At 71.1% G+C, this 13,817-nt stretch carries 14 protein-coding genes; 6 read left to right on the top strand and 8 right to left on the bottom strand.

Translation table 11 applies throughout. From position 1 onward, the window contains the following. Positions 1-1,551: a L,D-transpeptidase family protein gene (locus MWM08_RS10410; RefSeq protein WP_244459371.1), complete on the bottom strand. Its 1,551-nt coding sequence runs from the start codon at positions 1,549-1,551 to the stop codon at positions 1-3. A gap of 58 nt (positions 1,552-1,609) precedes the next feature. Continuing rightward, positions 1,610-2,977, bottom strand: a complete 1,368-nt coding sequence (locus MWM08_RS10405) for an FAD/NAD(P)-dependent oxidoreductase (RefSeq protein WP_244459370.1) — start codon at positions 2,975-2,977, stop codon at positions 1,610-1,612. 77 nt (positions 2,978-3,054) lie between these two features. On the opposite strand from MWM08_RS10405, the gene MWM08_RS10400 reads away from it, so the two are divergent. Further along, positions 3,055-3,537 carry a hypothetical protein gene (locus MWM08_RS10400; RefSeq protein WP_244459369.1) on the top strand — a complete coding sequence of 161 codons (483 nt, stop codon included), beginning with the start codon at positions 3,055-3,057 and terminating at the stop codon, positions 3,535-3,537. A gap of 8 nt (positions 3,538-3,545) precedes the next feature. Here MWM08_RS10400 and MWM08_RS10395 read toward each other — a convergent pair whose 3' ends face one another. The 3 genes from MWM08_RS10395 to MWM08_RS10385 all read right to left on the bottom strand — a co-directional run bounded on the left by MWM08_RS10395 (position 3,546) and on the right by MWM08_RS10385 (position 5,719). Further along, positions 3,546-3,842, bottom strand: a complete 297-nt coding sequence (locus MWM08_RS10395) for a (2Fe-2S)-binding protein (protein ID WP_244459368.1) — start codon at positions 3,840-3,842, stop codon at positions 3,546-3,548. Continuing rightward, positions 3,823-4,935 carry an NAD(P)/FAD-dependent oxidoreductase gene (locus MWM08_RS10390; protein ID WP_244459367.1) on the bottom strand — a complete coding sequence of 371 codons (1,113 nt, stop codon included), beginning with the start codon at positions 4,933-4,935 and terminating at the stop codon, positions 3,823-3,825. The genes MWM08_RS10395 and MWM08_RS10390 overlap by 20 nt, the downstream gene beginning before the upstream one ends. Before the next feature lie 178 nt (positions 4,936-5,113). After that, positions 5,114-5,719, bottom strand: coding sequence for a glutathione S-transferase family protein (locus MWM08_RS10385; protein ID WP_244459366.1), 606 nt, complete (start codon positions 5,717-5,719; stop codon positions 5,114-5,116). Positions 5,720-5,821: 102 nt separating this feature from the next. Here MWM08_RS10385 and MWM08_RS10380 point away from each other — a divergent pair, with 102 nt between their 5' ends. Beyond that, complete coding sequence (locus MWM08_RS10380; protein ID WP_244459365.1) at positions 5,822-7,159, top strand: aspartate aminotransferase family protein; 1,338 nt, start codon at positions 5,822-5,824, stop codon at positions 7,157-7,159. 111 nt (positions 7,160-7,270) lie between these two features. On the opposite strand, the gene MWM08_RS10375 is transcribed toward MWM08_RS10380, so the two are convergent. The 3 genes from MWM08_RS10375 to MWM08_RS26465 all read right to left on the bottom strand — a co-directional run bounded on the left by MWM08_RS10375 (position 7,271) and on the right by MWM08_RS26465 (position 9,383). Continuing rightward, positions 7,271-8,080 carry a transglutaminase-like domain-containing protein gene (locus MWM08_RS10375; protein WP_244459364.1) on the bottom strand — a complete coding sequence of 270 codons (810 nt, stop codon included), beginning with the start codon at positions 8,078-8,080 and terminating at the stop codon, positions 7,271-7,273. Positions 8,081-8,170: 90 nt separating this feature from the next. After that, on the bottom strand, positions 8,171-9,049 hold the full coding sequence (locus MWM08_RS10370; protein ID WP_244459363.1) for a transglutaminase family protein: 879 nt from the start codon (positions 9,047-9,049) through the stop codon (positions 8,171-8,173). A gap of 46 nt (positions 9,050-9,095) precedes the next feature. After that, the gene (locus MWM08_RS26465) at positions 9,096-9,383 is read right to left on the bottom strand and encodes a hypothetical protein (RefSeq protein WP_341482864.1); all 288 of its coding nucleotides are present in this window, start codon (positions 9,381-9,383) and stop codon (positions 9,096-9,098) included. 124 nt (positions 9,384-9,507) lie between these two features. Here MWM08_RS26465 and MWM08_RS10360 point away from each other — a divergent pair, with 124 nt between their 5' ends. The 4 genes from MWM08_RS10360 (at position 9,508) to MWM08_RS10345 (ending at position 13,809) form a co-directional block, all read left to right on the top strand. Further along, a complete protein-coding gene (locus MWM08_RS10360) occupies positions 9,508-10,917 on the top strand; it encodes an amidase (RefSeq protein WP_244459362.1) in 1,410 nt (469 codons plus the stop codon). A gap of 19 nt (positions 10,918-10,936) precedes the next feature. Continuing rightward, the gene (locus MWM08_RS10355; protein ID WP_244459361.1) at positions 10,937-11,722 is read left to right on the top strand and encodes an enoyl-CoA hydratase-related protein; all 786 of its coding nucleotides are present in this window, start codon (positions 10,937-10,939) and stop codon (positions 11,720-11,722) included. 5 nt (positions 11,723-11,727) lie between these two features. Continuing rightward, entirely contained in the window at positions 11,728-12,600 is an 873-nt protein-coding gene (locus MWM08_RS10350; protein ID WP_244459360.1) for an SDR family oxidoreductase, read from the top strand. Positions 12,601-12,699: 99 nt separating this feature from the next. Continuing rightward, entirely contained in the window at positions 12,700-13,809 is a 1,110-nt protein-coding gene (locus MWM08_RS10345; RefSeq protein ID WP_244459359.1) for an LLM class flavin-dependent oxidoreductase, read from the top strand. The last annotated feature ends 8 nt before the right edge of the window (positions 13,810-13,817 follow it).

Below are 13,817 nucleotides of genomic sequence, written 5' to 3'. Positions count from 1 at the left end.
TCAGCGTGCCGCGGCGCCGCGCGCGTTGCCCCCTTCGGCGGAGGCAATCCGTTGCGGTGTGCCGCGCTCCATGGCGCGGGCGTAGTCGGCATCGAGGCCGTAGATATCCGTGCGCATGACGACCCGGCCTCCTTCCACGATGGTTGTCGTGTAGTGCAGCCGCACCGGGATGGAACGCGCGAGCGTCGCCCCCGTGGTGGCGCGGCCGGCCAGCACGCGGTCTGCCCGCGCCCTGTCCCAGCCCGCTGTGCCCGAGAGCGCCTCGGAAAGCAACTCCATGGGTCGTTCGAGCCGAATGCAGCCCGACGAGAAGGCCCGCTGCCCGCGGCTGAACAGGTGCCGGTCGGGCGTGTCATGCATGAAGATGTCGTCGTTGTTGGGCATGTTGAACCGCATGCGCCCCAGCGCATTGCGGTCGCCCGCGTCCTGCCGGACGAAATAAGGGAAGTGGTTGCGGTTGTAATTGCTGAAATCGACCTGGGTGGCGTCGACCTGCACCACCTCGCCGTCGATGCGCTGGAACAGGCGGTAGCCAGCGGCCTGCATGGCAGCCGGGTCGCGCCGGAAGCGCGGCAGCAGGTCCTCGCGGGCGTTGCGCTCCGGCGCACCCCAGGACGGGTTGAAGGTGACCGAGGTCAGGCGGACGTTCAGCATCGGCGTCTGGCGGTCACGCCGGCCGACGATCACGGCCATGTCCTGCACCACCCGCTGCCCTTCGAGCAGGTGCAGGCGGAAATGCGGGATGTTGACCTCGATCCGGCGTTCGGTCGGCTGCGCCGGCTGGGCGCGGCGCATGTCGAGGGCGACGCGCAGCTGGTTGATGCGCGATTCGATCGGGGTGTTCAGCACATCCCAGGTGATCGGGCCGACGCGGCCGTCGGGCTCGAGCCCCTCAGCGGCCTGGTAGAGCCGCACCGCGGCCAGCAGCCGGTCGTCATACAGCGGGTTGTTCGCGGCCGGACCTTCCACCAGTCCGGGGTCGATCGACGCGAGGCGCGCGCGAAGTTGCGGCACGCGGGCGGCATCCATGGTGCCGGGTTCGAGCGTGCCGCGGGTATTCCCGGAGATGCGCGGCCAGCCGCCGGCAGCAGCCAGCGCGCGCAGCCGTGCGAGTTCCGCCTTCAGTGCGCGGGCGTCGGGCGGCAGGTCCGCGGCGCGGTCGATCACGGTCGCTGGGTCGGAAGCCGAGGCGAGTTCCGCCATCCAGGCACCGAGCGGGACCGCGGCGGTGTCGCGGCGCAGGTCGACACGCCCGCGGATCGGCCCCGCGCGGCCCAGCAACAGGTCGGTCAGCGCAGCCTGGGCGGCGCGCAGCGTCTCGGCGCGGAAGCGGGCCGGGTCGGCGGCGGCGAGGTCGGCCGCGGGCACCGCGTACCAGCGCGGATCGAGCCCATCCTCGGCCAGGCGCGAAAGCCGTTCGGCCAGGCGATGAACGGCGGCGTCCGAGGCAGCGGCGGCAACGGCCTGGGCCTGCGCGGGACCGACCAGACCGGAAGCCGGCAGGGCAAGCGTGGCGAAGGCCAGGAAAGGCAGGGCAAGAACAGCGCGCATGCCGTACATGTAACGCAACGACGATGCATCGCCAATCATCTGTTGCGCAGATGTCGCGTTATTGGGCGGTGTGTTGCGCGGATTCCGCACCTGCCATCTGGCCGACCGTGATCGGCTTGTAGGGCGCGCGCGGGCGCAGGGGCGGGACGGCCTGGGGCGGGATGCCGCGAGCCTCGGCAATCAGCGCCGCCACGGTCGGCGCGCACAGCCGGCCCTGGCACGGCCCCATGCCGCAGCGCAGATAGGCCTTGAGCTGGTTCGGTCCCGTCGCCCCGAGGCGCGCGGCGGCGCGGATGGCGCCCGCGGTCACTTCCTCGCAGCGGCAGGCGATGGTTGCGTCGCCGGGCGCCAGCACGGCGCCGGGCGGGGCGTAAAGCGCATCGAGGAACGGGCGCAGCGCCAGCGCGGCGCGGCGGGCGGCCAGCGGGGCCACGACGCGCGCGTCGAAGCCGTGGTCGTCGAGCCGGCCCAGCCGCCGCGCAGCATCGAGCGCGGCGAGCCGCCCAGCGGCCACCGCCGCCTCCCACCCGCCGATCCCGGCCCCGTCGCCCGCCACCGCGATGCGGCCATGCGACGAAGCACCGAAGCCATCCGCCACCGGCCGCCAACACTGCTGCGCCGCATCCCATGCGTGATCGAGGCCGATGGCGCGGGAGACGTGGGTCTGCGGGATCACGCCCTCATGCAGCAGGAGCAGGTCGCAGGGCGCGCTGCCGCCCTCCCAGGCGATGCGTTCGACGCGGCCGGTGCCCTCGGCGCGCAGGGCACGCACGCCGCGCAGCACGCGCACGCCGCGGCGGCGCGCCTCGGCCACCAGCAGCGCGCCTTTCAGCAGCACGCGGCGGCCGGCCCAGAGCCCGCCTTGCGCGAGCGCGGCCACGACCGGCGTGGTGCGGGTTTCCAGCACCAGTGGCGGCGCGCCGGCACGCGCGAGCTGCACGGCCAGCAGCCAGACCAGCGGCCCCTGCCCGGCCAGCACCGCGCTGCCGGCGGGCACGGCGCCAGTCGTCTTGAGCATGATCTGCGCAGCTCCGGCGGTCATCACGCCCGGCAGCGTCCAGCCCGGGATCGGCACCGGGCGTTCCTGCGCGCCGGTCGCGAGCAGGATGCGGCGGGCCTGTGCCTCGTAAACGGACTGCGCATCGGCCAGCGAGAGCAGGCCCTCGTCGGGGTCGAGGTGCCAGAGCGTGGTGCCGGCGCGGTGGTCGGCGCCGCTGGCGCGGAAGGCACCGATCAGGGGCAGGCCGGGGGCGATCTCGGGCCCGACCGCGGGGTCGGCGGCGGCGGCTTCGGCGGCACGGAACACCTGGCCGCCGGGGTTGGCGCCCTCATCGACGACGACCACGGACAGGCCGCAGGCGCGCGCCTCCACGGCCGCCGCCATGCCGGCCGGCCCGGCGCCGATGATGGCGAGGTCGTGGATCACGGCAGCACCCTTGCGGTTGCGACGCCACGGCGCGCCATGCAGGCTGGCCTCGCGCCAAACGACCGGGATCCGACGACATGAACTTCGACGTCATGACCCTGACCGGGTCGCATACGGTGCTGAGCCTGGTGGCGCTGGGCGCAGGGATCATCGTGATCCTCGGCATGGCCTCGGCGCGCGACCTGCCGGGATGGGCCGCGCTGTTCCTGGCGACGGCGGTCGCGACCAGCGCGACGGGCTTCCTGTTTCCCGTTGCCGGCATCCTGCCGTCGCACATCTTCGGCGTGGTGTCCCTGGTGGCGCTGGCGGCGGCGATGCTGGGGCGCTACCGGCACGGCTTCGCGGGGCGCTGGCGCATCACCTATGTGCTGTGCGTGGTGCTGGCCACCTGGCTCGATGCCTTCGTGGCGGTGGTGCAAGTGTTCCTCAAGGTGCCGGCGGCAACGGCGCTGGCGCCGACGCAGGCGGATCCGCCCTTCGCCATCGCGCAGGGGATCACGCTTGTGGTGTTCGTCGTGCTGGCGGTGCTGGCGGCGCGGCGCTTCCGCCCGGCCGGCTGAACGGCGCCTCACGGCCGCGCCGCCCGCGCGCCGTGCTGGCGCGCGATGCGCATGCCCGGCGCTGCCGGCACCATGCAGGATTGCCGGTTCGGCACGCCGTCGATCTCGGCCAGGCAATCGAAGCACACACCCATCAGGCAGAGCGGGGCACGCGGGCTGCCGGTGACCGGCGTCGCTCGGATCGCGGGCAGGCCCGCGAGCAACACCGCCGCAGCGGCTGACGCGCCTTCCGGCACCAGGACGGGGGTGCCTTCGACCAGCACCTCGATCGTGGCGGGGCGCGCCTCAGGCCGCGCGCGGAACATCGAAGCGCTTCGCGGAGAAAGGGGCCAGCATGGGGTCGAGCGCGCCGGCGGCGATCATCGGCGCGAGCAGCCGCGCATGGGCGCCGGCCAGCGTGACGCCGGAATGGCAGTTGGCGGTGAAGGCGCCCGGGAAGCGGTCGGACTGGTCGTAGATCGGCAGGCCATCGGGCGCCATGACGCGCAGCGCGGACCAGGCGCGGATGACGTTGAGTTCCGCGACCCAGGGGAAGGACAGCGCGGCGCGTCGTGCGATCTCGGCCATCACGGGCGGGGATTGACGCGTGTCGAACCCCACTTCCTCCATGCTGTCGCCGAGCATGATGGTGCCCTCCCCGGTTTGTCGGATGGTGGTGGTGGGCATGGAAAGGATGGATCGCGCGCGTTCGGTCACGAGGATCTGGCCGCGCTGCGGGCGGACCGGCGTGTTCAGCCCGAACAGCGGCGCGAGGTCCGCATTGCCGAGCCCGGCGGCGAGCACGATGCGCGGCGCGGCGAAGGCGCCGGCGGCGGTCTCCACCCGGAAATCATGCGGCGCGGCGGTGGCGGCGGTGACCTTGGCGTTCGGGATGTAGGCGCCGCCGGCCTCGGTGAAGGCGCGGTGCAGCGCCTGCAGCAGCCCGAGCGGGCTGGCATGGCCGTCATAGGGCGTCCAGGACGCGCCCACGACCTTCGGGCCGAGGCCGGGCAGCATGTCGCGCAGTTCGGGCGCGCGGATCATGCGGTAGTCGTAGCCGTGGTTGCCCGATTCGGCCTGCATCCGCGCCATGCGTTCGGCGCGGTCGTCGAATTCCGCTTCGCTCAGGCACAGGTGCACGCCGCCGGGCTGCGAAAGCGCCGTGTCGATGCCGGTGCGCGCCGCGAGGTCGGCGGCGAGACCCGGCCATTCGCCTGCGGACCCGCGGGTCCAGCGCTGGTACCAGGGTGCGCCGAGGCCCTTCGACTGCACCCAGACCAGGCCGAAATTGCCGCGGGAGGCCCGGTGCGCGATGTCGCCCTCGTCCAGCAGGACCGTGCCCAGGCCCTGCCCGCGCAGCCCGTGCGCAATGGCGGCACCGACCAGCCCGCCGCCGATGACGATGGCGTCGTGCGTCATGCACGCCATCCCAAGTCGTGCGTCATGCACGCCATCCCAAGTCGTGCGTCATGCACGCCATCCCAAGTCGTGCGTCATGCACGCCATCCCAAGTCGTGCGTCATGCACGCCATCCCAAGTCGTGCGTCATGCACGCCATCCCAAGTCGTGCGTCATGCACGCCATGCCAGGTCGTGCATCATGCGCGCTTCAGCGTGACCATGCCGGGCAGCGCCGCGAGGCGCGCGACCCAGGCCAGCACGCCCGGCCAGCGCGCCAGGTCGAAGCCACCCTCATCCGCCACATGCGTGTAGGCGAACAGCGCCAGGTCGGCGACGGTCGGCCCGGCATCGGTCAGCCAGTCGTGCCGCGCGAGGCGATGTTCCATCGCGTCCAGCGCGCGCGCGCCGGCCTCGTCGCAGCGCGCCAGGCGTTCGGCATTCTGCGCGGCGGTGCCGAGGTAGGCGCGGATGTTGCGCGCCACGGCGATGTACGGCTCGTGGCTGTATTGCTCGAAGAACAGCCATTCCATCACGCGGGTGCGCGCCAGGCCCGGGGCGGGGAGCCAGGGCGTGCCCTCGGCGACATGCAGCACGATGGCGTTCGATTCCACCAGCACCGTGCCGTCGTCGAGTTCCAGCACCGGCACCTTGCCGAAGGGGTTGCGGGCAAGGAATTCCGGCCGGCGGGTCTCCCCGCCATTGGTGTCGACCTCGACCCAGCGGAAGGGCATGTCCACGAGGCGGAGGATCTGCGCCACCTTCCAGCAATTGCCGGACGGCGCCATGCCATACACGGTTGCCATGCCGGCAAGCCTAGCCCCGCCACGCCCCGCCGCAACCCCGTTTCCGGTTGACGCGCCGGGACGCCGGCGCGAGCCTTCGCGACCCCGTCGGAGAGATGCCCCATGAGCCCGCTCGACGCCCCGCGCGACCCGCGCAATTCCGACCTCGAGGCCGCGCTGGTCGAGGCGCGGGAGGCGTATTCGGCCGCACGCCCGCGCAGCGCGGCGATCCATGCCAGGGCGCGCGAGGTCATGCCCGGCGGCAATACCCGCACGGTGCTGTTCTACACCCCCTTCCCCACCGCCATGGTGCGCGGCGAAGGCGCGCGTGTGTGGGACGCGGACGGGCGCGACTACGTCGATTTCTGCGGCGAATACACGGCCGGCCTGTTCGGCCATTCGGAACACCGCATCCTCGATGCCGTGAAGGCGGCGATGGACCACGGCGTGAACCTGGCCGCGGTGGGCGAGAACGAAGGCAAGCTCGCGGCACTGATCTGCGCACGGTTTCCTTCGGTCGAGCAGGTGCGCTTCACCAATTCCGGCACGGAAGCCAACATCATGGCGCTGGCCGGGGCGCGCGGCTTCACCGGGCGTACCGAGGTGCTGGCGTTCCGCGGCGGCTACCATGGCGGCGTCTTCACCTTCCCGGTCGGCGTGCCGACCAGCCCGGTCAACCTGCCGATCCCGATGCGCTTCGCCGACTACAACGACGCCGAGGGCGCGGCGCGCGCGATCCGCGAGGCGGGCGACGCGCTGGCGGCGGTGATCGTCGAGCCCATGCAAGGGTCCGCCGGCTGCATCCCGGCCACGCGGGAATTCCTGATCGCGCTCCGCGAAGCCTGCACCGAGACCGGCGCCGTGCTGGTGTTCGACGAGGTGATGACATCGCGCCACGGCTTCGGCGGCCTGCAGCAGCGCATGGGCGTCACGCCGGACATGACAACCTTCGGCAAATACATGGCCGGCGGCATGTCCTTCGGTGCCTTCGGCGGGCGGCGCGACATCATGGCGATGTTCGACGGCCATCGCGCCGGGGCCATGCCCCATGCCGGCACCTTCAACAACAATGTGCTGTCGATGGCGGCCGGCTGCGTGGCACTCGGCGAGATCTTCGACGAAGCCGCCGCCGAGGCACTTTTCGCGCGGGGCGAGGCGCTGAAGGCCTCGGTCAACGCGGCTTGCGCGCGGCACGGCGTCGCGGTGCACTTCACCGGCACGGGGTCGATGCTGAGCCCGCATTTCCGCCCCGGCCCGGTCACCGCGCCGTACAAGGCGAGCGTGGCGGAGGAGCAGATGCGCGAGTTGTTCTTCTTCGACATGCTGGCGGCGGGCATCTACCTGGCGCGGCGGGGCATGGTGGCGCTGATGCTGCCGGTCACCGATGCCGATTGCGCGCGCTTCGTGGCCGCGGTCGAGGAATTCTGCGCGGCCCGCAAGCCGGTGCTGGCCGCCGCCTGAGGGCGGGGTCGCCCGGGCTGTCCTGCCGCGGGTTCGCAGCAGACGCCAGGGGCCGGTAGGCCCGGGCAGGCAGCGCAGGAAGGTCGTCTCCGGCGCAGCGCCGCAGGCTGCCTATGCCGTCATCTCGTCGGTGAACACGCTGAAGCCCGCAAGGGTGCAGGGGCCGAAGGTCGTCGCGATCGCCACGTCGGTCGCGTCGCGCCCGCGCGCCATCAGGATGCGCCCGATGCGCGGCTGGTTGTTGCGTGCGTCGAAGGTGTGCCAGCGGTCGTCGAGAAACACCTCGAACCAGGCGGCGAAATCCATCGGGCCATAGGGCGGCGGCATGCCGATGTCGCCCAGGTAGCCCGTGCAGTAGCGCGCGGGGATGTTCACGCAGCGGCACAGCGCGATGGCCAGGTGCGCGTAGTCGCGGCAGACGCCGCGGCGCTCGGCGAAGGCCTCCGATGCCGTGCGCGTCGCGCGGGCGTGCTCGTAGCCGAAGGTGATATGGTGGTGAACGTAGTCGCAGATCGCCTGCACCCTGTCCCAGCCGCCAGGCCCCTGGCCGAACAGCGACCAGGCGACATCCGAGAGGCGATCGGTGTCGCAATACCGGCTGCCGAGCAGATAGATCAGCATGTCGTCCGGCAGGTCCTCGATCGTGCGCTGCCAGGCGGCGCGCTCGACCGGGTCCGGCAGGCCGGAATCCTCGATCACCAGCCGTGTTGCGATCGTCAGGCGGCCGGTCGGGGCGACGATGCGCGTGCAGGCATTGCCGAAGCTGTCGATGTAGGACCTGGATGGGATCGGCGGATCGAAGGCGACCTCGTGCGGACCCACCAGATCCACGGCACGCGCGGGATACGGCGAGACCATGAGCAGCATCGGCGTCGGTTGTGGGCAGTCGTAGACGATCTGGCAGCCGGCGCTGATCCGCATAATGACGTCCTTATGAAGGGGTGCGACGCATCCGGGGATGCTCCGTTGGGCAAGACGCCGGCGGGGCGCGCAGGTTTCGCGTCGGCGGAGTCACGATCCCGTTTCGGCTTCCGTGACATGCACCTGGACGGTCATGCCGAGATCGTCGGCAGGAAACCCTGTCCATGTCCCGTGCAGCGGCAGCACCTGCCGATGGTCGCGGGCGACGGCCACGCGGATCAGGTCGCGATTGCCGATGATGCCGTTGGTCGGGTCGAGTTCGACCCAGCCGGCGCCGGGCACATAGACCCGCAGCCAGGCATGCGTCGCGCCGCCGCCGATGCGGCCGCCGCGCGCCCCGCCATAGATGTATCCGGAGACGAAACGCGCCGCGAGGCCGAGCGCGCGCAGCGCCTCGATCATGAAGACCGCGAAGTCGCGGCAGGTGCCGCTGCCCAGGCGCATCGTCACCAGGGGTTCCTGCACGCCGCGCTCGCTGCGCGCGATGTAGGTGAAGCGCTGCCGCACGCCGTGGGTCATCGCCGAGAGCAGGTCCCGCGTGCCCGTGGCGCCATCGCGCCGGATGAAGCTGCGCGCCCAGCGTTCGACATCGTGGTCGGGGTCGGCGTATTGCCGCTCGATCGACCGCGCGAGGTCGGGCATGTCCTCGACATCGTAGGTGAAGGGGTAGGTCTCGGCGTCCTGCCCGATCGGGTAGTCCAGCGCATTCACCGGCGCGTGCTCCAGCAGCACGCGGCTGTCGAAGCACAATTCCCGCGCGCGCCCGGTAAAGCGAGCGATGCCCACGCTGTTGCCGAAGACATCGTGCTGCCAGCGCAGTTCGGCCGGTTCGGGCGTGATCTTGAGCTTCGCTTCGATCAGCCGCTGGTCGTGGCCCTCGCGCGGGCGGAACATCATCCGGTGCTCGCCGAAGGCGACCGGCTGGCGGTATCGATACGTCGTGACGTGATGGACGCCGAGGACGGGCATCGCGTTCCTTCAGGGCTGGGCCATGGCCGCACCTCAGGCGCGCGGGTCAGTTCGGTGGGGCAGCTGCTTGCCTCGCCACAATGGGCCGGGCCGCTGCGGACTGCGCATTCCACTGGACATGGGCGGTGCAACGCTCGGTTACAAGCCGCGCGGTCGGGGTCGCGCAGGCGGCGGCGTAAATCTCGGTGTCGATCAGGCCGGGATTGACGGCGTTGACGCGGATGCCGTTGGTGCCGACCTCGAGCGACAGGCCGATCGTCAGCGTGTCGCGCTGCGCCGCAAGCACCGCAGTCGCCGAGCCGATGCCACGCGATCCACACGTCACCATCATCACGCGCCGTGGCATGTCGCACCTCCGGCCGGCGCGCGTCGTCGCGCCAGGCGGTGGCGCTGTCAGCCCGATGACCTTGCTAAGCGCCGGGGCGGGCGCAAGCATGGTGTATCCGAGGAGACGCCCCATGCCCCTGCCTGCGCCGCAAACCTATTCGCCGGATGGCTTTCGCCCGCTGACCTTCCACGACGCGGTGCCGGGCTTCCGCGACGGGTCCGATACGCCGCGCGCCTATCTGGAACGCTGCCTCGCGACCATTGCGGAGGTCGAGCCGCAGGTCATGGCCTTCGCGTCGTTGAACGAGGCCGGTGCGCGCGAAGCGGCGGATGCCAGCGCGGCGCGCTACAAGGCAGGTGCACCGCTGTCGCCCATCGACGGGCTGCCGATCGGCGTGAAGGACCTGCTGGAGACCCGCGACCTGCCGACCGAGATGGGCAGCGCCTTCTACAAGGGAAACCGGCCGGGCCGCGACAGCGCGCTGGTGCAGGCGCTACGCCAGGCCGGCGCGGTGATCGTGGGCAAGACGGTGACCACCGAACTGGGCATGTCGCATCCCGGGCCGACGCGCCACCCCTTCGACCTGCGCCGAACGCCGGGCGGATCGTCGTCAGGCTCGGGTGCGGTGATCAGCGCGCGCATGCTGCCGGCGGCGATCGGCACGCAGGTGCTGGGCAGCGTCATCCGCCCGGCATCGTTCAACGCGAACTGGGCGCTGAAGCCGACCCAGGGCGGCATCAATCGCGGGGAACGCCAGGGCTTCAGCCAATCGACCGTCGGCATCCATGCGGGTAGCGCGCAGGACATGTGGCAGATCGCTGTCGAGATCGTGAAGCGCGTGGGCGGCGATCCCGGCGCGCCGGGGCTGTACTTCACGCGGGAGGACCCGCCGGCGCCGGTGGTGCCGCGGCGCCTGGCGGTGCTGGAAACCGAGGGCTGGGCGGTGGCCGAGCCCAAGGCGATCGCCGCCTTCGAGCAGGCGCTGGATGTGCTGCGCGCGCAGGGTATCGCGATCCTGCGCCGCGGCGACCATCCGCTGCTCGAGGCGCTGGAGCAGCGCGTAATGGGGGCGATGGGCCTGGCCACCGACGTCTGCGCCTACGAAAGCGCCTGGTCGGTCGCGAACATGATGGCGAAGAACCCCGATGCGCTGAGCGAGAGCCTGAAGGCGCGCTTCGAACTGGGCTGCTCAGTCACGCTGGCGCAATACCGCATGCGGCTGCTGCAGCGCGAGGAGATGCGCCGCGCCCAGGCCGCGATGGCCGGCGAGGTCGATGGCTTCATCGGCCTGCCCGCCTGCGGCCCCACGCCGATGCCGGGCGATACCGGCGGATCGTCCAACCGCATCCTGCACACCACGGGCAATCCGATCATGAACACGGCGTCCTCGGGGCTGGGCTGCCCGGTCGTGACGGTGCCGCGCATGGCGGTGGACGGGTTGCCGCTGGGTATCTCCATCACCACGCAGCCACACCAGGATGAACGCGCCGTCGCGATTGCGCGCTGGATCGCGGAGGCGGTTCCGCCGATCATGGTCTGAACGCCATCGGAGGAACGCCATGAGCGAGATCGAGGTCACCGACGATGCCGGGCTGCGCACCATCCGCATCGCCCGGCCGGAGAAGAAGAACGCGCTGACACGCGGCATGTACGGCGCGATGGCGGCCGCGTTGCGCGATGCGGCCGGCGCATCGACGGTGCGCGCCGTGCTGATCACCGGCGGGACGGAGTGCTTCACCTCCGGCAACGACGTCGGCGACTTCAAGGCGCGCGGTGACCAGGCGGCGGATGTGCCCTCCCCGGCGCGGGAATTCCTGGCGGCGCTGCGCGCCTGCCCGAAGCCGGTGGTGGCGGCCGTTGCCGGCTATGCGGTGGGCATCGGCACCACGCTGCTGCTGCATTGCGATGTCGTCTACGCCGCGGAGAACGCCGTCTTCCGCATGCCCTTCGTCGATCTGGGCCTATGCCCGGAGGGCGGATCCTCGCTGCTGGTGCCGCAGCGTGGTGGGCAGTTGTTGGCGAATGAATTGCTGATGCTGGGCGACGCCTTCCCGCCGGCCACAGCGCTGCGCGCGGGCATCGTGAATGCCGTGGTGCCGGTGGATGCGCTGATGGCGACGGCGGAGGGCATCGCGCGCCGCCTCGCCGCCAAGCCGCCCGCCGCCATGGCCGTGACGAAGCGGCTGCTGCGCCAATCCGGCGAGGACGCGCTCTCGGCCCACATGACCGAGGAATTCGCCCGCTTCGGCGCCCTGCTGCGCGGCCCGGAAGCCGCCGAGGCCGTTGCCGCCTTCCAGGAGAAGCGCAAGCCCGACTTCACGCGCTTCCACGCCGCGGCGGAGTAGCGGCGATGTTTCGCGCTGGGCTGTTCGACGGCGCGCGCGTGCTGGTCACCGGCGGCGGCACGGGCCTGGGCCGGATGATGGCCGAGCGCCTGATCGAACTCGGCGCCAGCGTCGAGATCTGGGGCCGGCGTGGTGATGTTCTCGCCACCGCGGCCGCCGCGATGAACGCTGCGCATCCCGGCCGCGCCCATGCCCGCGCCGTGGACATCAAGGACCCCGAAGCGGTGGACGCCGCCATCGCCGCCATGTGGGACGAAGGCCGCCCCGCCACGCACCTGGTCAACAACGCGGCGGGCAACTTCGTCAGCCGCACCGAGGACCTTTCGCCGCGCGCCTTCCACGCCATTGCCGACATCGTCTTCCACGGCACCTTCCAGGTGACGCAGGCGGTGGGAAAGCGATGGATCGCGGACGGCACCGGCGGCGCAGTGGTGTCGATCATCGTCACCTGGGTGCGCACCGGCGCGCCCTTCGTGGTGCCCTCCGCCATGTCGAAGGCGGGCGTGGATGCCATGACGAAATCGCTCGCCGTGGAATGGGGGCGGCACGGCATCCGACTGAACGCGATCGCACCGGGGCTGATCCCGACCGAGGGCATGCTCGCGCGCCTGCGGCCCGGGGAGAACAGCCCCGAACACCGCGCCGCCGCGACCAACCCGATGCGGCGCGTGGGCACCGCGGAGGATATCGGCGACCTGGCCGCCTTCCTGCTCAGCCCGGTCTGGATCAATGGCGAGACCATCGCGCTCGATGGCGGCAACTGGATGACCGCGGGCGGGGGGTTCCACGACGCGCTCGCCTGGTCGGACGCGCAGTGGGAGGAGGCGCGCGCACGGATCAAGGCGCGCAATGCGGCGGATCGCGCCGGGCGCGGTTGACGGGGAATTCATCCGCGATCACTCGCTTCATGGTTGCAGGCTGCCGCGATGCGGCGCGATGCTTCCTCCAACGACAAGATCCGGAGGAGGAACCGCACCATGGAATTCGGCTATTTCGCCATGCCGTCGCACCCGCCCGAGCGCGGCCTCAAGGAAGGCCACGACTGGGACCTGCAGGTGCTGCGCTGGCTCGACGAGATGGGCTTCTCCGAAGCCTGGATCGGCGAGCATCACACCGCGCCCTGGGAACCGCATCCGGCGCCTGACCTGCTGATCGCGCAGGCGCTGCTGCAGACCAAGCGCCTGCGCATCGGGCCCGGCGGCTTCCTGCTGCCCTACCATCACCCGGCCGAACTCGCGAACCGTGTCGCGATGCTGGATCACCTGAGCGAGGGCCGGCTGAACTTCGGCATCGCTGCATCAGGCCTGCCGTCGGACTGGGCGATGTTCAACGTGGACGGCATGTCGGGGGCGAACCGCGACATGACGCGCGAGGCGCTCGACATCATCCTCCGCCTCTGGAGCGAGGACGAACCCTTCCACTACGAAGGGAAGTTCTGGAAGGTCGACAAGCCGGGCACGATGTTCGGGTTCCTGAAGCCCCACATCAAGCCGGTGCAGGCGCCGCATCCGCCGATCGGCGTGGCCGGCCTGTCGAAGAATTCCGACACGCTGAAGCTCGCCGGAGAAAGGGGCTTCCTGCCGCTCTCGCTGAACCTGAACCCGGCCTACGTGTCATCGCACTGGGACAGCGTCGAGGCCGGTGCGCGCAAATCCGGCCGCACGCCCTGGCGCGGTGACTGGCGCCTGGTGCGCGAGGTCTTCGTCGCCGAGACCGACGAGGAAGCCTGGCGCCTGTCGGTGGGATCCCACATGGGCCGCATGATGGGCGAATACTTCCTGCAGTTGCTCGCGCAATTCGGCTTCAAGGACTACCTGAAGCACGACCCTTCGGTGCCGGATTCCGACGTGACGGTGGACTACTGCGCGAAGCACAACTGGATCATCGGCAGCCCGAAGACCGTCGCGGAGAAGATCGAGCGCATCTACGAGGAAGTCGGCGGCTTCGGCCAGTTGCTGGTCTTCGGCTTCGACTACATGGAGAGCAGCGAGGCGTGGAAGACTTCGCTCGGCCTGCTGCAGTCGGAGGTCGCGCCGCGCGTCCGGCACCTGGTGCCGCCACGCCAGGCGGCGCTGGCCGCGGAGTAGTTGCCGGC

Origin of the sequence: Roseomonas fluvialis (assembly GCF_022846615.1) — a bacterium.
GTDB lineage: Bacteria > Pseudomonadota > Alphaproteobacteria > Acetobacterales > Acetobacteraceae > Neoroseomonas > Neoroseomonas fluvialis.
This window is presented reverse-complemented; position numbering and strand designations above follow the sequence as displayed.

Excerpts from the sequence above, each read along its gene's own strand:
- MWM08_RS10375 (WP_244459364.1), bottom strand. The coding sequence starts at position 8,080 with ATGCGGATCAGCGCCGGCTGCCAGATCGTCTACGACTGCCCACAACCG.
- MWM08_RS10345 (WP_244459359.1), top strand. The coding sequence starts at position 12,700 with ATGGAATTCGGCTATTTCGCCATGCCGTCGCACCCGCCCGAGCGCGGC.
- MWM08_RS10360 (WP_244459362.1), top strand. The coding sequence starts at position 9,508 with ATGCCCCTGCCTGCGCCGCAAACCTATTCGCCGGATGGCTTTCGCCCG.
- MWM08_RS10380 (WP_244459365.1), top strand. The coding sequence starts at position 5,822 with ATGAGCCCGCTCGACGCCCCGCGCGACCCGCGCAATTCCGACCTCGAG.
- MWM08_RS10395 (WP_244459368.1), bottom strand. The coding sequence starts at position 3,842 with ATGTTCCGCGCGCGGCCTGAGGCGCGCCCCGCCACGATCGAGGTGCTG.
- MWM08_RS10370 (WP_244459363.1), bottom strand. The coding sequence starts at position 9,049 with ATGCCCGTCCTCGGCGTCCATCACGTCACGACGTATCGATACCGCCAG.
- MWM08_RS10390 (WP_244459367.1), bottom strand. The coding sequence starts at position 4,935 with ATGACGCACGACGCCATCGTCATCGGCGGCGGGCTGGTCGGTGCCGCC.
- MWM08_RS10410 (WP_244459371.1), bottom strand. The coding sequence starts at position 1,551 with ATGCGCGCTGTTCTTGCCCTGCCTTTCCTGGCCTTCGCCACGCTTGCC.
- MWM08_RS10400 (WP_244459369.1), top strand. The coding sequence starts at position 3,055 with ATGAACTTCGACGTCATGACCCTGACCGGGTCGCATACGGTGCTGAGC.
- MWM08_RS10385 (WP_244459366.1), bottom strand. The coding sequence starts at position 5,719 with ATGGCAACCGTGTATGGCATGGCGCCGTCCGGCAATTGCTGGAAGGTG.
- MWM08_RS10355 (WP_244459361.1), top strand. The coding sequence starts at position 10,937 with ATGAGCGAGATCGAGGTCACCGACGATGCCGGGCTGCGCACCATCCGC.
- MWM08_RS10350 (WP_244459360.1), top strand. The coding sequence starts at position 11,728 with ATGTTTCGCGCTGGGCTGTTCGACGGCGCGCGCGTGCTGGTCACCGGC.